General features: G+C 60.2%; 14 protein-coding genes. 9 read left to right on the top strand and 5 right to left on the bottom strand.

The features are described 5' to 3' along the window. The first annotated feature begins 15 nt into the window (after positions 1-15). The 5 genes from U5782_RS36385 (at position 16) to U5782_RS36405 (ending at position 7,254) form a co-directional block, all read left to right on the top strand. On the top strand, positions 16-966 hold the full coding sequence (locus U5782_RS36385; protein WP_322048695.1) for an acetaldehyde dehydrogenase (acetylating): 951 nt from the start codon (positions 16-18) through the stop codon (positions 964-966). A gap of 17 nt (positions 967-983) precedes the next feature. Continuing rightward, complete coding sequence (gene dmpG, locus U5782_RS36390) at positions 984-1,997, top strand: 4-hydroxy-2-oxovalerate aldolase (RefSeq protein WP_322048696.1); 1,014 nt, start codon at positions 984-986, stop codon at positions 1,995-1,997. A 137-nt stretch (positions 1,998-2,134) separates the two neighbouring features. Further along, the gene (locus U5782_RS36395) at positions 2,135-3,232 is read left to right on the top strand and encodes a porin (protein WP_322048697.1); all 1,098 of its coding nucleotides are present in this window, start codon (positions 2,135-2,137) and stop codon (positions 3,230-3,232) included. A 429-nt stretch (positions 3,233-3,661) separates the two neighbouring features. Further along, complete coding sequence (locus tag U5782_RS36400) at positions 3,662-5,767, top strand: putative bifunctional diguanylate cyclase/phosphodiesterase (RefSeq protein ID WP_322048698.1); 2,106 nt, start codon at positions 3,662-3,664, stop codon at positions 5,765-5,767. Positions 5,768-5,874: 107 nt separating this feature from the next. Continuing rightward, positions 5,875-7,254: a serine hydrolase gene (locus U5782_RS36405; protein ID WP_322048699.1), complete on the top strand. Its 1,380-nt coding sequence runs from the start codon at positions 5,875-5,877 to the stop codon at positions 7,252-7,254. Between the two features lie 185 nt (positions 7,255-7,439). Here U5782_RS36405 and U5782_RS36410 read toward each other — a convergent pair whose 3' ends face one another. Next, the gene (locus tag U5782_RS36410) at positions 7,440-8,879 is read right to left on the bottom strand and encodes a coniferyl aldehyde dehydrogenase (RefSeq protein ID WP_322048700.1); all 1,440 of its coding nucleotides are present in this window, start codon (positions 8,877-8,879) and stop codon (positions 7,440-7,442) included. Between the two features lie 98 nt (positions 8,880-8,977). Between U5782_RS36410 and U5782_RS36415 the strand changes: the two genes are divergently transcribed. Continuing rightward, positions 8,978-9,622, top strand: coding sequence for a TetR/AcrR family transcriptional regulator (locus U5782_RS36415; RefSeq protein WP_322048701.1), 645 nt, complete (start codon positions 8,978-8,980; stop codon positions 9,620-9,622). A 78-nt stretch (positions 9,623-9,700) separates the two neighbouring features. Continuing rightward, on the top strand, positions 9,701-10,390 hold the full coding sequence (locus U5782_RS36420; RefSeq protein WP_322048702.1) for a type 1 glutamine amidotransferase domain-containing protein: 690 nt from the start codon (positions 9,701-9,703) through the stop codon (positions 10,388-10,390). A gap of 148 nt (positions 10,391-10,538) precedes the next feature. Here the strand turns inward: U5782_RS36420 and U5782_RS36425 are convergent, their stop codons facing one another. Next, positions 10,539-11,429, bottom strand: a complete 891-nt coding sequence (locus U5782_RS36425) for an H-NS family nucleoid-associated regulatory protein (protein WP_322048703.1) — start codon at positions 11,427-11,429, stop codon at positions 10,539-10,541. 382 nt (positions 11,430-11,811) lie between these two features. On the opposite strand from U5782_RS36425, the gene U5782_RS36430 reads away from it, so the two are divergent. Next, positions 11,812-12,150: an H-NS family nucleoid-associated regulatory protein gene (locus U5782_RS36430; protein ID WP_415914471.1), complete on the top strand. Its 339-nt coding sequence runs from the start codon at positions 11,812-11,814 to the stop codon at positions 12,148-12,150. 2,044 nt (positions 12,151-14,194) lie between these two features. Then, positions 14,195-15,499, top strand: a complete 1,305-nt coding sequence (locus U5782_RS36435) for a replication initiation protein (RefSeq protein WP_322048704.1) — start codon at positions 14,195-14,197, stop codon at positions 15,497-15,499. A gap of 96 nt (positions 15,500-15,595) precedes the next feature. Here the strand turns inward: U5782_RS36435 and U5782_RS36440 are convergent, their stop codons facing one another. From U5782_RS36440 to U5782_RS36450, 3 genes are read right to left on the bottom strand one after another with little or no spacing between them, the layout of a single operon-like run. Then, positions 15,596-16,744, bottom strand: a complete 1,149-nt coding sequence (locus tag U5782_RS36440) for a hypothetical protein (protein WP_322048705.1) — start codon at positions 16,742-16,744, stop codon at positions 15,596-15,598. After that, entirely contained in the window at positions 16,741-17,859 is a 1,119-nt protein-coding gene (locus U5782_RS36445) for a ParB/RepB/Spo0J family partition protein (RefSeq protein ID WP_322048706.1), read from the bottom strand. Before U5782_RS36445 ends, U5782_RS36440 begins: the two co-directional genes overlap by 4 nt. 11 nt (positions 17,860-17,870) lie before the next feature. Then, entirely contained in the window at positions 17,871-18,548 is a 678-nt protein-coding gene (locus U5782_RS36450; RefSeq protein ID WP_322048707.1) for a ParA family protein, read from the bottom strand. Between the last annotated feature and the right edge of the window lie 846 nt (positions 18,549-19,394).

The following is a 19,394-nucleotide window of genomic DNA, read 5'->3' on the forward strand; positions in this document are numbered from 1 at the left end:
AAGGAGTTAATTAGTATGACTACACGAATCAAAGCCGCGATCATCGGCTCAGGCAACATCGGCAGCGACCTGATGATCAAGATCCTGCGGCACGGCAAGCATATTGAAGTCGCCGCGATGGTCGGCATCGATCCCACTTCGTACGGGCTCGCGCGCGCAGAGCGTCTGGGTGTGGTCGCGATCAGCGACGGCGTGGATGGCCTCGTGCGGCATCCGGTCTTTGCCGATATCGACATCGTCTTCGACGCCACCAGCGCGGGCGCGCATGTCCACAACGACGCGAGGCTGCGCGCACTGAAGCCCGACCTTCGCATGATCGATCTCACGCCCGCGGCCATTGGCCCTTACTGCGTGCCGGTGGTCAATGGCGCGGCGCATCTGGAGGCGCGCAACGTCAACATGGTCACGTGCGGCGGTCAGGCCACGATCCCCATCGTGGCGGCCGTATCGCGCGTCGCGACGGTCCATTACGCGGAAATCGTCGCCAGCATCTCCAGCAAGAGCGCGGGCCCGGGCACGCGCGCCAATATCGACGAGTTCACGGAAACGACCTCGCGCGCGCTGGAAGCCGTGGGCGGCGCGCACAAAGGCAAGGCCATCATCATCCTTAACCCCGCCGATCCCCCGCTTCTGATGCGCGACACGGTGTACTGCCTGAGCGACGCCGCGGACGAAGCCGCGATTGCGAATTCGATCGAGGCGATGACCACCGACGTGCAGCGCTATGTGCCGGGTTATCGGCTGAAACAGAAGGTGCAGTTCGACCGCATTCCAGCCAGCACGCCGCTACGCATACCCGGTGTGGGAAAGGTCAGCGGCTTGAAGACCTCGGTGTTTCTCGAAGTCGAAGGGGCTGCACACTACCTTCCCGCTTATGCGGGCAATCTGGACATCATGACGAGCGCCGCGCTCGCGACGGCAGACCGGCTGGCCGCAACGCTAGCCGGCGTCGCAGCAGGCGAATGACGACGAAAGGCACAAGCATGAAACGCGAGACCCCACTCTATCTCTCCGATGTGACGCTGCGCGATGGCAGCCACGCCATCCGCCATCAATACACCGTCGAACAGGCGAGGAATATCGCCGCCGCGCTCGATGCCGCAGGCGTGGACTCCATCGAAGTGGCCCACGGCGACGGCTTGCAGGGCGGCAGCTTCAACTACGGTTTCGGCGCTCACTCGGACGTCGAATGGATCGAAGCCGTCGCGAGCGTGGTTCGCCGCGCGAAGATCGCGACGCTGCTGATCCCCGGTATCGGCACCATGCATGATCTCAAGGCCGCCTACGAGGCCGGTGCGCGCATCGTGCGAGTCGCGACGCATTGCACCGAAGCCGACATCGCCCTGCAACACATCGACTACGCGCGCACGCTCGGCATGGAAGCGGTCGGCTTCCTGATGATGAGCCACATGACCACGCCGCAGAAACTGGCGGAGCAGGCCAAACTGATGGAAAAAAACGGCGCGACCTGCTGCTATGTGGTCGATTCGGGCGGCGCGCTCACGATGAGCGACGTGCGCGAGCGCTTTCGCGCCTTCAAGGACGTGCTCGATCCGGCAACGCAGACGGGCATGCACGCGCACCACAATCTGAGCCTTGGTGTCGCCAATAGCATCGCCGCTGTCGAGGAAGGTTGCGACCGCATCGATGCCAGCCTCGCGGGCATGGGCGCAGGCGCCGGCAATGCGCCGCTGGAGGTATTCGTTGCGGCGGCCGAGCGGATGGGCTGGACCCACGGCTGCGATCTCTATGCGCTGATGGATGCCGCCGACGACCTCGTGCGCCCGCTTCAGGACCGGCCGGTGCGCGTCGACCGCGAAACGCTCGCGCTGGGCTATGCGGGTGTTTATTCGAGCTTCCTGAGGCACAGCGAGGCGGCGGCGCACAAGTATGGCCTGCGTACCGTGGATGTGCTGGTCGAACTGGGCCGCCGCCGCATGGTGGGCGGTCAGGAAGACATGATCGTCGACGTCGCGCTCGACCTGCTCAAGCGCTAATTCACACCGTCAACAGAGATTAGCGAGGAGATTCGACTACTCAAATTCATCGCAGTCCGAAATATAAAACTATCTGGAGATTTTTAGCCGGGTGTCTGAAACGCCAACGTTCGTGCACCCGGCCAGGAGACGAAAATATGCTGCATGCAGGATATCGTTCAGTGCGCGCCGCCGTGGGTGGTTGCGCGCTCTTTTGTGCCGCAGGTCTCGCCCATGCGCAGAGCAGTGTCACGCTCTACGGCATCGTCGATGCCAGCGTGCTCGTGACAAGCCGCACGCGCGACAGCGCCAGCGGCGCAAATGACGGTACGCGAGTTTCGCTCACCGACAGTGGCCTGTCGCCCTCGATGTTCGGATTGACCGGCAAAGAGGATCTGGGCGGCGGCCTCGTCGCCGAATTCAAGCTGGAAAATGGCGTGAACATTGCCAACGGCGGCTACAACAATTCCAACGGCAATCTGTTTGGACGTCAGGCCTGGCTGGCGCTGCACGGTAGTTTCGGCGAAGTGAAAGCGGGTCTTCAGTATTCCCCCTTCTTTCTCGCCCTCTACGATCTCGATCCGCGCGGCTGCTCGCAATTCGGCAGCAGCCTCGTGACGTATCTGGACAATGTGGTGGGTACCGGAGTTTTCAATGCCAACGCGCTCAGTTGGACATCGCCGGTTCTCGCTGGCTTTCAGGGGCGGGCGATGATCGCATTGGGGGGAGAAGCCGGGAATTTTCAGGCTGGCCGCCAGTATTCGCTCAGCCTGCGCTACGACAACGGCACGCTGGCCGTTGAGGGCGCTTTTTACGACGGCAACGGTTCAGGTACGGTGACCACGCCGCTGCCTACCACCGTGCCGTTCACAGGCCGCACTCTGGGCGCGTCGTACAAGATCGGCTCGCTCACCGCAAAGGCTTCGTTCGCGAGCTACAAGGTCGCCGGCGGTTTCAGCAACAACGTCTATGGCGGTGGCCTCGACTACTTCGTGCTACCGCAACTCGATGTGAACGGCGGCGCGTGGCTGACAAGCGATCGCCACGATACCGGCAATCATTCGATTCTCGCGGCCGTCGGTGCGAGCTATCTGCTCTCGCGCCGAACCACGCTCTACGCGCAGGTCGGCGTGGTCAACAATCACGGCGCGATGACGACGGGGCTCGACGTCGACGGCGCGTCCGCGAATAGCGCGCTCTACGGCACGCGCGGCACCACCGTGGGAGGCAACGTCGGCATTCGCCATATGTTCTGATCGCCCGACCGGAGCCTGACTCTCTTCCAGCGAGAAATGCCGCACGACCCGGTGCAGCCGGTCGGCCTGATCGGCAACGCTACCGGCGGCGGCGCTTTCCTCCACTAACGCGGCGTTGTACTGCGTGGCGGAATCGAGTTGCGAAAACGTTTCGACTGCCCGGCTGCGGACGGTCAGCGCACAAGCTCGGGCGAAACGGGAGGTGGATTCCCTTTACGTGATAACGGCAGACCGGGGCGATAACTTCACGCGCCCTGATTGATCGGCGACTTGCCGTTCTGCCTTCTCCAGGCATCAAGTTATGCGCAATGATGCCGTTATCACGATAGCTAATTCTGCGGCTAATCCAATAGTCGCCCTTCCAGACTCGTAAGTCCGCCGGTCCATCAACATCAGGGGCAATCGGAGGAACCAAACAAGGAATAGTCGATGCTGACCAGCACCTACAATCTGTCACTCGTTCTGTGCTCGTTCCTGGTTGCCATACTGGCTTCGTACACCGCGCTCGACATGGCCGGGCGCATCTCCACGGCACAAGGGCGTGCCGCCCACTGGTGGCTTGCCGGCGGCGCCTGTGCGATGGGGCTCGGAATCTGGTCGATGCACTTCATCGGTATGCTGGCATTCAGCCTGCCCGTGCCGGTCGGCTATGACCCGACGATCACCGCTCTGTCGCTGCTGATCGCGATCGCTTCGTCGGCGTTTGCGCTCTGGCTGGTCAGCCAGCAGACGCTGCCGTGGTCACGCCTGGCTATCGGGGCGCTACTCATGGGACCGGCCATCGCGGGCATGCACTACACCGGCATGGCCGCGATGCGCATGACGCCCGGGATTCAGTACGAGCCGCGCCTCTTTGACTTGTCGCTGGCCATTGCGGTGGTCGCCTCGGGGGCAGCATTGTGGATCGCCTTTCACCTGCGCCGACAGTCGGCCCACGTGCGGCTTTTCCGGGCGGGCGCAGCGGTGGTGATGGGCGCGGCGATCGTCGGCATGCACTACACGGGGATGGCCGCGGCGCAATTCCCGCTGGGCAGCATTTGCGGCGCGGCCCGCACTGGCGTGAACGCCGACTGGCTGGCCGTGGTGATCATCATCGTCACGCTGGCCGTGCTCGCGATCGCGCTGATCATCTCCGTGCTGGACCTGCGCATGGAGGCGCGCACGTCGGTGCTGGCGAGCTCGCTCGCCGAGGCCAACGAGGAGCTGACCTATCTGGCGCTGCACGATAGCCTCACCAAACTGCCGAACCGCGCCCTGCTGAAAGACCGGCTCGGGCAGGCGATGCAGGCCGCCGATCGCAACAACAGCCGGTTCGCGCTGATGTTCCTCGACCTGGACGGCTTCAAGGCGGTGAATGACGCATTCGGCCATCACATTGGCGATATGTTGCTGACCGAAGTGGCCGAGCGTATCCGCTCCAATGTGCGCGGCGAGGACACGATCGCGCGCGTCGGCGGCGACGAATTCGTCCTGCTGGCCGGCATCGGCGACCCCGCGGATGCGGCCACACTCGCCGACAAACTGCTGGGCTTGATCCAGCAGCCCGTCACGGTCGCGGGTCATGAGCTGCGTGTTTCGACCAGCATCGGCATTGCCATTTATCCCGGCAATGGCGCGCATCAACACGAATTGTTGACCAACGCCGATGTCGCGATGTATCACGCCAAGGCGATGGGGCGCGACACCTACTGCTTCTTCGAAACACCGATGAACGCCAATGTGCACGAGCAGTTGCAGCTCGTGCAGGATCTGCATTCGGCGATCGCGCAGCGGCAACTGATTCTGCATTACCAGCCGAAATTCGATGCGCCGGCTGGGCCCGTCGTCGGGGCCGAAGCTCTGCTTCGCTGGCAACATCCGGTGCGCGGCCTGATTTCGCCGGACCAGTTCATTCCGATAGCGGAAAAGACCGGGCTCATCGTCCCGATCGGCGAGTGGGTATTGGACGAGGCGTGCCGGCAGATGCGCGAGTGGCGCGATGCCGGACACACCAGCTGGACCATAGCCGTTAACCTTTCGCCGCTCCAGTTCAGCCATGCGAACCTGATCCAGACGGTGCGGGACACGCTTGCGCGCCACGACCTGGAGCCGCGCTGCCTGACGCTGGAAATCACCGAGTCGACCGCGATGCGCGATGTCGAGGCGAGTCTCGCGATCCTGCTGCAGCTCCACGAGATGGGCGTCAGGATCGCGATCGATGATTTCGGCACCGGCTATTCGAGCCTGCTTTATCTGAAACGGCTGCCGGCCACCGAACTCAAGATCGACCGTGGCTTCGTTCGCGACCTGGCGAACGATACGGAAGATGCCGCGATCGTGTCGGCGATTGTGGCGTTGGGCCAGACACTCAACCTGAGCATTGTCGCCGAAGGGGTGGAAACGTCGGACCAGCAGAATTTCCTGACCCGCCTGGGTTGCGATACTTTGCAGGGGTTCTTGTTGGGTCGGCCCGTGTCGGCCGACCGGTTCATCGAAACGGTGTCGACGGTCCTCACCGCGTCGCCGGCCGACGCGGAGGCGGTGCAGGCGGGTTGAGCCATCGGTCAGGCGCCCCCGGGCGACGCCCGTCATCCGCACGACGGTCATCAGGTTAGTGAATACTTGACGCCTCGCCAATTCCGTCAGCCTGTGGTGAACCAGCCATGAAACGACAACGTCTATGGTTCTTCTCCGTTCTGCTCGCACTGTCGTTCGGTGGCTGCACGGCGGTACGTCCGGACTATGCGGCTCGTGTCGCGACGGGGACTACCGCGCACGACCTCTGCTCGGAAACGTTTGTGAGCGGGCAAGCGCCCGACACGATTTTTGCCGAGACGATCGCTTCGCGCCCGGGCCTCGACCTGGTGGCGCCGCTAATTCGCTATAAGGTGGATCGCTCCCAGCGGGAAGTCAGCGCGAGCCTCGCGGGCGCGTTTACCAGCCGCGCGGTCTATCGCGGGACGTGGGGCTGCACCATCATCGACGATGACGACGCGGCCTCGCTCGAGTCGCCGCAACTCCTGCCTCCCATTCCTCGGGTTTCTCTGCCACTCGCACTCGATACATCCTCCACGCTGTCCCGTGCGCTTGACGATGAGTTTGCCGAAGAACCTTCCACGGCGCCGCGCCGGACGAAGGCGGTTGTCGTTTTGTACAAAGGCAGCCTGATCGCGGAGCGATACGCGCCTGGTTACGGTCCCGATACGCCAATACTCGGTTTCTCAATCAGCAAGTCCGTCACGAACGCCCTCGTTGGCGTGCTCGTCCGCGAAGGCAAGCTGAGTGTCGATACCCCCGTACAACTCGACAACGGTTCGAACGAGGCAATCCCGCTCTCGGACTTCATGCGGATGACGAGTGGCCTTGATATTGACGAGACCGGCAGTGGATTCGATCCGTCGAACAGGGTGATGTATGTGCAGACGCGCGACATGGCCGCGGCCGCGCGACGTGCGCGCGTCATCGCCGCGCCGGGTCAGCGCTGGGCTTATAGCAGCGCGAGCGTTCATCTCGTCGCACGCATGGTGCGCGACGCCGTTGGCGGCGATGCGGTCGATGTGCAACGCTTTGCCCACGACGCGTTGTTCGCGCCTCTTGGCATGCGGCATGCGACGATGGAAATGGATGCGACCGGTACGCCGATCGGCGCGCACTATATGCTCGCGTCAGCCCGCGACTGGGGACGCTTTGGCGAGCTGTATTTGAACGACGGTGTTACGCCCAACGGTCAGCGAATCCTGCCTGAGGACTGGGTCCGCTGGTCGACGACACCAACGCTTGCGACCAACTATGGCGCGGGTTGGTGGACAAATCGCCACAGCGGCACTGGCGACGGGCACCCGGATGGCATGCCGCTGATGCCCGATGCCCCCGCCGATACGTTTTATGCGCTCGGCAATCTTGGCCAGTACATCATCGTCGTGCCATCGAAGCAATTGGTCATCGTGCGACTCGGCAATGCGCAAACCCCGCACTTCGACATCGATGGCGCGGACCGGCTCGTCAAGCAGGTTATTGGCGCTCTCCCGGGTCCATCTTCGTGAACCAGTCGCCACGTCCAGCCGATCAATGGCTACCCCTGCTAACCCATTGCATCCGGGTGAACCGTGGGTAGCCTGCACAAACATTCGGGATCGCACTGCAGTTTTTTCGACGATGCATTTGCTCACCTGCCCACCCGAAACCCTCGCCGCGCCTAAAACCCCAACTTGACCGGTCTGCCTTAGGGTTACTTGCGCGGCCTTCCCAAGGTCATCCTGAGTGCAAAGTCAGCCAGCTTTCCGAACGGTGCGTGGAGCAACCGTGCCAGGCTCCAGCGCCCCTGGATAAACACGCCTTTAGCGTGGCTCATCGCCCGAAATCCCTCGATGCCATGATAGGCGCCCATTCCGCTTGGACCGATCCCGCCGAACGGAAGATCGTCCTGGGCGACGTGCAGGATCGTGTTGTTCACGCCGACATTGCCCGACGTGGTCCGCTGCAACAGGGCGTCACGCTCGTTGGTATCCGAGCCGAAGTAGTACAGCGCGAGCGGGCGCGCCCGGGCGTTCACGTAGCCGATGACTTCATCGATCGTGCGATAGGTGCGCACCGGGAGAATCGGCCCGAAAATTTCCTCCTGCATGACCGTCATCTGGTCGCTCACGTCGGTGAGAAGCGTCGGCGGCATCGTCCGGACGCGGGTGGTTGACCGTTCAGGATTCAAACCCGCCTCAATCACCGTTGCGCCCTTCTGTCTGGCATCGTCGACGAGCGCCAGCAGCCGCGCGTGATGTCCGTCGCTCACGATTGATGTGTAATCGTCGCTCGTCGGTCCATCGGGATAAAAGCGGGCCACCGTTTCCAGCCAGGCCTGAACGAATCGGTCGCGGTCGTCCTCGTGTACCAGCGCGTAGTCGGGCGCCACGCAGGTCTGGCCGCCGTTGGACAGCTTGCCGAACACGATGCTGTTCAAGGTCTGCTCGTTGACCTGACCTCGGGAGACGATCACCGGGCTCTTTCCGCCCAGCTCCAGCGTCAAGGGGACGAGATGATCGCTCGCCGCTTTCATGACCTTCCTGCCGACCTGCGTGCTGCCGGTGAACAGCAGATGGTCAAAAGGAAGGCGACTGAATTCGGCGCCGATCTCCGGGCCGCCGAGCACGACCGCGACCTCTTCAGCCGCAAAGATCTCGGTCACCAGGCGGCTGATCACGTCGCTGGTTCGCGGCGTCAGTTCCGACGGCTTCAGCAACACCCGGTTCCCGGCTGCAATAGCCGTCGCGAGCGGAATCATGGTCAGGGAGACAGGATAGTTCCAGGGCGCCATGACGCCGATGACGCCCTTCGGCTGATATTCCACGTACGCCTGGCCGGTTCGATAGACCAGGCCCACGTGACGGCGCTCACGCTTCATGTAACGCGGCAGCCTGCGCGACAGATAGTCGATCGCCTGGATGATCCCGGCCAGTTCCATGATGCCGGTTTCGTGTCGTGAACGGTTCCCGAAATCGGCGCTGATCGCCGTCTCTATTTCGTCGCGATACGCGAGCACGGCGCTGCGCAGTCGCGCCAGTTGCCGCCTGCGTTTCGCGAGATCCGGCGCGGGCTGGCTGAGGAACGCCGTTCGCTGTTGATCGAGCAACGCTTCCAGACGGCGGGTAAGGATCGGTTCCGCAATCGCATTCATCGAAATTCTCCAGACGATTCAATGTGGACACTGTCAACTTGATGGCGATCGAGGATAGTTCGATAATGTGTTCCCTGTCAACATTGAATCAGTTTCCGATGCCGACCGACGACGATCAACAGAGGCAATATCACCACGGCGATCTGCGGCGCGCGATCATCGACACAGCGTTGCTCATGCTGGAGCAGCAGCGCGGCTGGCAATTCACGTTGCGCGAGATCGCCCGGCGTGCGGAGGTGAGCCATTCCGCGCCCTACCGTCACTTCCCGGACAAGGCTTCGTTGCTGCATGAACTCGCGCTGCTTGGCTTCGACCGTTTGCGGGACGTCCTGGATGCCGAGGTTGACGCAAGCAACAGCGTGCCCGCGCAATTGCGCTCGCTGGCGTATGCCTACCTCGGATTCGGAGAACGCAATCCCAGTCTCTACAGGCTGATGTTCAATACGGACGCCGGTGAACCCACCGACATCCATACCGATCCGCGCACGCAGGCGCCTTTTCTGCTCGTGGTGAGCGTCCTCGAGCTGGGCCAGCGCGATGGCACCATCCGCTCGCGACCCGCGCTTGGGCAGGCGACCGCTTGCTGGGCGCATCTGCACGGGCTGACGATGCTGTCGATTGACGGTCGCCTGGTGCCGGAAAAGGTTGGCGACAACGCAATAGAAGATGCGTTGACAACCCTGCTCGACGGGCTCGTGCAGACCGAAGCCGGCGTCACTCGCCCCTCGTCAGAAAAACCTTGACCCTCGAGTTAGCTTGAAAGTTATCGTGCAGTCTGCACCGTGAATCTGCCCGCGGTGGATACCGGGAGATGACTCACCATGACCAGACGGATACTCCTTGTCGTCAGCAATGTCGCCCATTACGCCGATCAGTCGGAACCGACGGGTCTGTGGCTGTCCGAGCTGACGCATGCGTGGCATATCTTTGCGCAGAAGGGATACGAGCAGCAGCTCGTGAGTCCGAAGGGCGGTTTGTCACCACTTGAGCCCCGCTCGCTCAAATGGCCGCTTGCCGATGCATCGGTCAAGGAATGGCTAGAGGACAGCGCTCGCCAGCAGTTACTGGCGCACACCGCCGCGCCTGACGAAATCGACCCGGCCGACTTCGACGCCATCTACTACACCGGTGGCCACGCGGTGATGTGGGACTTTCCCAACGATGTCGCCTTGCAGCGGATTACGCGCGACATTTACGAGCGTGACGGGATCGTCTCGTCGGTTTGTCACGGCTACTGCGGATTGCTCAATACAAAGTTATCGGACGGCAACCTCCTCGTAGCAGGACGTCGCTTGACGGGTTATTCGTGGGTTGAGGAGGTGCTGGCTGGCGTCGCCAAAAAGGTGCCGTATAACGCAGAGGAAGAGATGATCCGCCGCGGCGCGCGCTACGAAAAGGCACTCATCCCGTTTGTGTCCAAAGTCGTGACCGATGGACGACTCGTGACAGGGCAAAATCCGCAGTCGGCCAAAGCGACGGCTACGCAGGTCGCCGCCATACTCGGAAACTAAAAGCGAACGGAGGCTGGCGAGGCTCACAGCGGGCTGCCTTTTGGGCGGCCCGCTGTGTTGCCTTCCTTGCGCCAACGAAAAAGCCCACTGGCCTTATCAGCACAGTGGGCTTTTGAAGCGCGACATCAGTTTGCGCTCTTGAACGACCTCAGGCGGTCACAGCGGTTTGTTCTGCGACTTCTGCGGTTGCGGTCTGGGTATCGACGACCTGATCAGCGACTACGGGCAACGCGGCCTTCGCGGGCGCCTTCTTTGCCACCTTCCGCGGAGCCGGACCCTTGGTCGCAGTAACCTTCTTCACGGCTTGCTCAGCCTTGGCAGCGGGCTTCTTCGCCGCCGCTTTTTTGGCGACTGCTTTTTTCGCCGTGACTTTCTTTACCGTCGTTTTCTTTTCGACTTCGACCGTCTTTGACGCCGCCGTCTTCGTGGCGCCCTTGGCAGCCGTTGATTTCAACGAAGCGGCTTTCGCGGACGTCGCTTTACGGCCCGCCACCGACTTCGATGCCGCTTTGGGCTTCGCCTCTGCCGCCGCACCGGCTTCGCCAATAAGGAACTTCGTCAGATCCTTCGCGCCAGCGATCCAGGCCGGCGCACGACCCCGACCGCTCCAGGTGGCACCCGACTTCGGGTCCTGGTATTTTGCCGGCTGCGGGCCGCGTACGTAATTACCGGCTTTTGCAGCAGCCTTGACGGGCGCAACAGCTGCGATTGCAGTCGCAGCATCAATCAGGAAACGGTTACGGTCCTTCGCTTTCGCAATCCAGGCCGGCGCACGTCCATGCCCCGTCCAGGTAGCGCCTGACTTCGGATCGCGGTATTTTGCAGCGCCCGCTTGCGACTTCGTCGCGACAGTGCTGCCGACCTTGCGTCCACGCGTTCCGTGCGCGACGAACGATTCGATATCGGCGATGCTCACACCATGCTTTTGCATCAGATTACGAATCTTTTCGAGTGCGCCTGAAGATTGTTTTTGCGTCACTGCCTTTGCTTGCGCTTCGAGCTTTGCGATTTTGGCTTGAATGTTTTGTAGCGTCGCCATTGCCTTCCCTTTTGTGAACGGACATCGAATGCTCGCACTATGCCACACTGCGCGTACCGGATGCTAAAAGCCGGAGTGCAAATACTCCGAATGCATTCACTATTCTTTTTTCCAAAGCCGGTATTCGTTAGCGATGCTCGTCTGCCCGGATGGCGATCGTCGAAATATTTTGCAAAACTTCTTTATCCGATGCGCGTTTGCCGGATGCCGGCGCCACGACCTGAAGCCCACTAAGCACCAGAATTCCAGACTTGCTCTTGTTATGAACCGCGCAAAGTTCGACCGACTTATGCTCTATCGTAGGCATACAACGTAAAGGGCATCGGCCAACGTGTTATCCTGGCGACACGCACTTTGCAAACACCAGCTCACTAATCATTTGATGAGCGAGTACATTCGTATGGACGAAAGAAAACGCGAAAGCATCGTGGCCTATCTGCGCAGGCGTATGGCCGAATTCGGCATCAAGCCGGAAGATGTCGCCGCTTCCATTGCGGCCGACCAGTCCCGCTTGCGTTCAGTGCGATTTCGGGATGCTTTCGGCAACACGTGGGACGGCAAAGGCGCACCACCTCAATGGGTGCTTCAGGCCACCAGCGCTGGTCAGTCGATTGAACACTTCGCGATTGACGCGGTCCCGCAAGCGCCGGAGGTCCGTTCAGGCGTCGACTGGCGTAATGATCCGTTTGCCGGAACAAGATTGGCGAAAGTTGGCGCGTAGTTGCCCACGGAATCTTGAAGCGCGGTTCAAAACGCGGGCGTATTAGAAGGTAAATCAAGCAGCACAATTCTCGATGTCGGCAACGGCTTGCCTATTCAGGCACCGAGGGTCGCCGATACGCGTTTAGCCGTGCACGTTCGATACGTGGTCGGCAAGTAGACGAATCAGCGCTTCCGATACCGTGGGTGTGAACCCGTGGCCACGCACGACCGTTCTCCCGTTCTGTATTGCTGCCGTGTTCTTTCCGTTGCGATGCCTTGTTGATGTGCTACGCGGACCCAATCCCTGCGCATGCTTGTGCTCTTCGCCGCTCACCTCATGCGGCTGCTTCCGCGTTGACCGCCTGCTGGTTACCCGTGGGTAATCGCCACTGATGCCGCCTTAGTACCATCCGACCAAAGCGCGATAGCTTGATCATCGTATGCTCCGGCATGGGTGTTGTCTGGCGTTACTGCGCCTGAGTCGCGCGAGCGACCCAACGCCGTACACACTCCCGGCCCAACTGCCGGGTAATTCGTGTTGGGCGCGTCTGCCGACAGCTGCGCGAACGGCTTCTATCCTTATCACGCGGACTCCCCAACTCCCCGCTTCCCTATTTCCTCAATACGACAGATTGCGGAGGGCGCCCGCCAGGTGTCCGGGCAGCGCACAGTCCTGGTGCCTTTAGATGGATCACGGCGGGATTTGATCTGCCTGGAAAAGATCTGCATCACCGTTGAGCGCGGACAGTCGGAAGACTCCTGGGGATCGTGGACCCTGGACCATGAGAACGGCACCCGACGTGCCTGGCACTTCGGGGCGATGCATCAAGGACGCTACAAGTATCGCGCGGCGGTCTACGGCATTGCCGATCGCGCGTCTGCCTTGGACGGGTCTATCTGGCGAAGATGCACGAACCGGGTTCAAGGCCCGCTAACGGGCAAGGGCATGTGCGCCTATAGTCTCGTGTCGGTGTAGACCGCCCACAGGACGCAATTCGCCGTTGGCTGATCGAAGGTCCGCTTCTCGTCGGTGGGGAAACCGATCTTCGCGAGCCTGGTGGGCACGGAGAGGATCAGAAGGTCTGGTCGCGGTCGGTGGATCGCTGCGCCAGTTGAGTTGCCCCGGCGCTTCCATTCCCGATCAAAGGGGAATGGCTATGGTTCGGGACAGAAGAATCCAGATGAACAGCGGCCAAGGTGAACGTCTATGGTTTTCAGGCCGTGTTAGCTCTCTCGAAACTGGGGACAGTTTACGTGTTTTCAGTTAACACGTTTACACCCTTTAATAGTTTACGCAGATGAATCCCTTACCAGGTATGGGTTACAGCGGATACAGGTCAACGCCTATGGTTCGTCAGGTGAATGTTGATGGTTCGATAGGTTAACGAACATGGTTTTCATGGGGAACAACTATGGTTCGACACGTCAACGCACATGGGTCAAAGGCGAATCGCTATGGTTCGGCGGGCCTTCTTACCAAGCCTGGCATCGCACCAGGCGCGCGGCCCGACCGTTTTATGGTGAAAGCCTATGGTTCCGGGTTTCTCGTGGATACACCTGGAATTTACCTTCGATATCTCGTGCAAGCTACTGACTATAAATAATAAATTTATAGACATACGTGATGAAGAAGGCTCCGGAGATGAGCGAAAGGGTAACGCCTATGGTTCAACAGGTGAATGCGTATGGTTCGTTTGAGGCGTTGCCGAGGCGAATGGTAAACACCTATGGTTCTCTCCCGGCCGTTTTTGCGCAAACGATGGTCAATTGAGGCTTAGGTGAACGGCTATGGTTCTCTGCCTGCTCAAATTCACCCAATTCCTGGGGGAGATTCGACCTGAGGGTGAATGTCTATGGTTCGATATCGCTTGTGGTGTGTGCACTCACTCACAAATAAATGCATGATTTTTATAAGATATTTTTCAGGTGAACGCTTCTGGTGCCTTAGGTGAACGCGTATGGTTCGATCCATACGGTACCTGTGAGCGCGTGGAAGCAGGCTTGAAGGTGAACGCGGTACAGTGTATCGTTACCCTAAATTGCCCTTCCGACCTGACGCTACTGTGCCGAAGAAGAACGAGACAAAAACCGACCCGACTCAGATCGCCCTGTTTCAGATCCCCGAGTTACCGGAGCCTTTCCGGAAGGCTGTCCCCGCTGTCCATATCGCACCGCAGGCCGGTCCGATTTCGTTGCAGCAGGCGAAGATGTTCAATGCGCTCATCAAAAACGCGATCGAGCAGAACAAGGAAGGTGAACGCGTATGGTTCGAGTACACGGTCGGGGACCTCATCTCTGACGTCGGCTTGAACACCAAGAACCGCGACTATGTGAAGGCGACGATCAACTCGCTGGTCGGCTTCGTCGTCAACTGGGACCATCTTTCCGGCAAACCCGAATGGAACGCCAGCGGTCTGGTGGCCGGCGCCAAGCTGTCCGGGTCAATCCTGAAATATCAGTTTTCCGAGAACATCCGCGAGATTCTTATGAACCCGCGGATCTACGCCAGTATCGATATGCGTATTGCCCGCGAGTTCAAGCGGGGTCACTCGCTCACCCTCTGGGAGAACGTCGTGCGGTACGAAGGGGTCGGTCGCACGCCCCGGCTGGGCGTCGATACGCTGCGGGACCTGCTGTTAGGCATGGACTGGAAGCGTGGCTCGTATGCGCAGTACAAAACCTTCAAGAGTCGCGTGTTGCTGCCTGCCCTTGAGGAAATCAACCGCATTGCCGATCACGAGGTTGAACTGCAAGAGTTCAAGGTCGGCCGAACCATCGCCGAAGTGCAGTTCACAATTAGCGGGAAGGCCAAGCCGGAGGTGCTTCAGGAAGACGATCTGGATTTGCTTGGTGCGGTGACCAGGTTCGACGTTCCGCTCACCGAAGCGCGCAAGCTGCTTGCCGATCACGGAGCAGACGCAATCCAGAAAGCGCTCACCTACACCGAACAACGGTTAGGTAAAAAGAATGCGCAACCGGTTGAGAATGTGGGGGCGTACTTCAGGAAGGCCTTGTTGGGCGGCTGGCAGATCGAGGAGCCCAAAGGCGCAGCAACGCGCAAGGTGGTGGCCACCGAAACGCGCCAGGAGCAGGCCGAAGACCAATTGCTCGCGAAATTGCAGGCATATCGGGCCGGCGAGGCGAAGGGCTATTTCAATGAGCTCGACGCGGACGAGCAAACTGCCTATGTCGCCCGTTACAACGAGCAACAGCCGGCCGCGCCGTTGAAGCTATCGACCGCCAAGAAGCCGAAGAAAGCTGCCGAAGCGGCATTCTTCACCTGGCTTGCCGAACAGGTGTGGGGAAAGCCAACGGATCGCGATCTGTTGAATTTCCTCCTGACCAGCGCCGCGTCCGGCGTGAAGTAGTTCTTGCGACGGGCGTGATGAATCGGCCGAGAGGGTGTCGGCCATTCGTCACTGCGTCGCGCGTCGGCCTCTTCGAGCCGGCTTCCCGTAAGCGCTTTATTGACCCACGACCTGGCGATTTGCCAGCAAGAGCTGCGGGTTCGTCGCGGCGATTTGACGACGCAGGGTAAGCGCCCTGCCCTCGCTGCAACCAAGCAGCCTCACAATCTCCGAAATCGAGTTCGTTGCAGTGCCGGACTCCAGGGCATCCCTGAGCAGATCTTCCTGTTCCTTTTCGGTCCACACGGTTCGCGCTTCGCTGCTGCTGCTGGTTGCTGGCGCCGATGGCGTCACGCCGTGAGCAGCGTCGACTGCCGACACTTTCGCGCATGCTTCCGGGTCGTTGGCTGCCGGTTGGGACACGTCGCGGATCATGGCGAAGGTCGTTGGCGCTGGACGTTCTGCTTCGATGGAATCGCGTTGCGTCTCAGGATCGCGACTTTCCGCCGTGACCTGATCACGTTTCGGTCGCGACAGGGCGACGTACCACGAAAAGCAGGCAATGCTTTCGAGAAGCCAGCCGAAAAAGATCGCGATGGCGAGATTGATCGTCGCCGTGGGTACGCTCAGCCAGTTCGACAGCTTCGTCGAGACCGGATCGTCGCGTTGAGAGTCCTGACGAGCCATTGCGTGCGCGCGCTCGGCGACGGTTCGATCGTAATTTTTCTCAACGCGTCGCGCTTCGTCGAGTTGCCCTTTGATGGAATCGAGCTGACTGCGCAGCGTTCGGCGACGCACCTCCAACGCGCGGCAATCATCGTGACACCTGGCCAGTGTCGACTGGTTCAATGCGCCCTCGACTCTCGCCTGCTGACGCAGAAGTGTCGTGACGGCATCGCTGGTAGCCGGGTCTGCGGGCGCGGCGCCCGGGACGCTCACCTGCCCTGCCCTCAGGTCACCGGCATGCTGCTGTGCCGACAGGAAGAACGTGCCGTGCGTGTAGCCCGTCGACGCCATCGCGGCAGCCCACAAGAAGAAAGCGACAACGCGAGTCCCGCGCCGCGCGCCGCGAGCCATCGCCGGGATCAAATGCGCGCCCAACAGCAGCGACAGTCCTACGGCCACCCAGATTAGCTGCTCGGCGAGCGTGCCGCCTCGCTCCTGGCCCGCAAGCCAGGTAATCGCGATGGAGGCCCCGGTAGCAATCGTTGCCAGACCCAGCGCGAGTTTGCGGGCACCAGGTGAAACGCTGGAGTTTGAACTCATTGCGCTTCCGGCTCGTCGACGCCCGGCTTCACTGCAACATAGCGCTGCAACGCTTGCTGGATCGCCTCCTGAAGTTTGTCGCGAACATCGATCGGGAGGCCGGACACACGCAGATCGAGTCGATCTTCCCCGTAGGTTTTGAGGTTCCCGATATCCTTGCCATTCGGCAGGCGAAAATCCACGCGACGATTAAAGACAGGGCGTGAATTTGCCTTGCCCCCCGCCGACGTGGCCTTCAGGCCTGAAATCGCGGCCTGAACACGTTTGATGGCGTAGTCACCGCTCGCAATGTTCTGGATCAGCTTCGTGGTGGCTGCCTCGTCGTGGCCGCTGACGTCCCAGTAGCGACCCACCTCATAGGCTTTGCGCAGCCCCATCTCTTCGGTGGGGATGGCAACCATGAGTTCAAGCAGGACTTCGGGAAGTTCGGCGAGGGACAACGTCTTGGAAATCTGCCCCTCGGCGATGCCCAAAACCTCCCCCAACTCCCGCGCGTTCTTGAACGTCCCGTCTGCCAGCATGCCTTTCCACTTGATCGCGTCGTCGAACGGCGTCTGATCCTGCTTCGTGACGTTGAGGTCGTACGACAACTTGTAGCTCTGTACGCCCAGCGGCACATCGACTACCAGCGCAATCACGTGTTGACTCTTCAGTGCTTCCAGAGCGCGCCAGCGACGTCCACCATCCGTGACGAAGTAGTAACCGGGATTGTCGTAGTCCGGGGTTACATGAATGGGCTGTTGTTGCTTATGTTCCGCAATGTTCGCGATCAATTCCTGAAGTTGCGAGGAAAGATAGAAATGTCGCGCGTTGTAGCGGGATGCCTTGAGCTTTCCCAGCGATATTTCAATGTTCGTACCAGGGCGATAAGCATTAACACCGCACCATTCCCGATATTCAGGACTCGCGGCGCTTAAATCGCCAACCGATACTTGCAACGATGACTCGATGGCCGGAGCGGGAGCCGGGCCGACCGAGGCGTGAGCCAAAGCGCGGCGTGCGTGGTCGAATTTGGACGGAGTATCCCGAAGCTGCGCCAATCCGGAGGTCTGCTCGCTGACGGTTTCGACCGTACGCTGCCGACCGAAGGCCTGTTTGAGTTTGTTCGATGCCATCAACGCCTCCTTTACGATGCGAGTTTCTCAACTTCGGCAGCAAGCTTGCGCGCTTCGTCCGCCGCAGCGCGATAGCCAACGGATTTACTGGCGAAGATTGTCTGGCCCAAAGCATAGGCGTGCGTATGCAGTTCACGGCGCGCGATCATCGTCTTGCAGAGCGGATAGCCCAGTTCCTTGATCGCGTCCTTCGTGAATTGCAATTGCAGGCGCTTGTTCGACACCATCGTGAGTAAGAGGGAGAACTTCAACTCGGGGCGCTCGTCCTGAGCGACGCGAATTTCCTTGACGATGCCCTGCGTGGAGTGAAGATCAGCCAGCGACGCTTGAAGAGGCACCAACACAAGATCGCTGAGCAGTAGCAGTGCGCTCATGCTGATTTCGAGGGTTGGACGGCCATCGATCACGATAAAGTCGAAATCAAACTGGCGGCGCTCCAATTCGTCGCTGATATCGATGCCAGGCTGCGCGAGATTCAGATAGGGGACTTCGATCGGGCTAGCCTCGTCGGCTTGCCCATACCAACCCAACAGCGTGTTTTGCGGATCGTAGTCGACCAGAAGGACGCGCTTTCCGGCATCGTGGAAAGCGGCCGCGAGGCTCATAGCGGTTGTGGTCTTCCCGCTTCCGCCCTTTTGGTTTGTCACCAGCACGATAACAGCCGGGGTTGGATTCTTTTTCGACGCCATAAGCTGCCCCTAAAGTAGTCAGTAAGAACTTTGCACGTGCACAGTTTTGTGCCCGCGAAAAACTGTGCACGTGCAAAGTTCTTGGGTTCAAGCGGATCGCGATATCTACAACGCGATCATTCGGTCGAATCCTAGCAGAACATTCGATGATTGCGAATTGTTTTGCCCCTCATAGCGCATTTCAATGCTGAAAACTTGCCGGTGCGCACAGTTTGATGCTTTTGTGGGTGATGACGACAGACGAATCTGCATCTCTAGCGCAAGCCAACCCGGTGGCGCGCGTACGTTGTAGTGGCCCAGCGACCGGAGGCTTCATGCCGCTACGCGGCCATTTTGATTGCGCGTGATGAGGAATGTCAGGATCTTGCTTTATTGACCTGGCAGGACAGACGTGCGGGAATTCTTTGGAGCGCTAAGGGCGAAGGAAAAACTTTGCACGTGCACAACTTTTGGATGTGCACACGGTATTGAGCAGCCTTGCACGTGATCGGGGTTCGTATTGCGACGTGAATTTCCGGGAACGCGCTTCAATTTATTGGGCGAGTCACAGCGCTGTTTTCATGGCATCAGGGCCGCGCCGCTGAGTCTCCTTGATTGCTGGCAGTGGGGCAGTACCTTGTCAGGAGGCAAATCGAGCCGACCCGTCGCAACGCGGATTTGCGCCCTATAACCGGACTCGCCCGTTCCGGAGCTTGCGGCGATTCTTCACTAAACTGCATGCCACTTACAGGCGGAGAAGGGCGGAGTACCCGTTACGTGTAAAGAGATCTGGCTACTCTACGCTGACAATAATTCGTGTACGCCCGCGAGCTATCACCTTGTTAGTCGTCACCGGCAACCGGCAAC

Origin of the sequence: Paraburkholderia sp. J67, from assembly GCF_905220265.1 — a bacterium.
Lineage (GTDB): Bacteria > Pseudomonadota > Gammaproteobacteria > Burkholderiales > Burkholderiaceae > Paraburkholderia.

What these genes read in the sequence shown, in the direction of transcription:
- U5782_RS36385 (WP_322048695.1), top strand. Translation starts at nt 16, where the DNA reads ATGACTACACGAATCAAAGCCGCGATCATCGGCTCAGGCAACATCGGC.
- U5782_RS36405 (WP_322048699.1), top strand. Translation starts at nt 5,875, where the DNA reads ATGAAACGACAACGTCTATGGTTCTTCTCCGTTCTGCTCGCACTGTCG.
- U5782_RS36415 (WP_322048701.1), top strand. Translation starts at nt 8,978, where the DNA reads ATGCCGACCGACGACGATCAACAGAGGCAATATCACCACGGCGATCTG.
- U5782_RS36400 (WP_322048698.1), top strand. Translation starts at nt 3,662, where the DNA reads ATGCTGACCAGCACCTACAATCTGTCACTCGTTCTGTGCTCGTTCCTG.
- U5782_RS36425 (WP_322048703.1), bottom strand. Translation starts at nt 11,429, where the DNA reads ATGGCGACGCTACAAAACATTCAAGCCAAAATCGCAAAGCTCGAAGCG.
- U5782_RS36420 (WP_322048702.1), top strand. Translation starts at nt 9,701, where the DNA reads ATGACCAGACGGATACTCCTTGTCGTCAGCAATGTCGCCCATTACGCC.
- U5782_RS36450 (WP_322048707.1), bottom strand. Translation starts at nt 18,548, where the DNA reads ATGGCGTCGAAAAAGAATCCAACCCCGGCTGTTATCGTGCTGGTGACA.
- U5782_RS36430 (WP_415914471.1), top strand. Translation starts at nt 11,812, where the DNA reads ATGAGCGAGTACATTCGTATGGACGAAAGAAAACGCGAAAGCATCGTG.
- dmpG (WP_322048696.1), top strand. Translation starts at nt 984, where the DNA reads ATGAAACGCGAGACCCCACTCTATCTCTCCGATGTGACGCTGCGCGAT.
- U5782_RS36445 (WP_322048706.1), bottom strand. Translation starts at nt 17,859, where the DNA reads ATGGCATCGAACAAACTCAAACAGGCCTTCGGTCGGCAGCGTACGGTC.
- U5782_RS36440 (WP_322048705.1), bottom strand. Translation starts at nt 16,744, where the DNA reads ATGAGTTCAAACTCCAGCGTTTCACCTGGTGCCCGCAAACTCGCGCTG.
- U5782_RS36395 (WP_322048697.1), top strand. Translation starts at nt 2,135, where the DNA reads ATGCTGCATGCAGGATATCGTTCAGTGCGCGCCGCCGTGGGTGGTTGC.
- U5782_RS36410 (WP_322048700.1), bottom strand. Translation starts at nt 8,879, where the DNA reads ATGAATGCGATTGCGGAACCGATCCTTACCCGCCGTCTGGAAGCGTTG.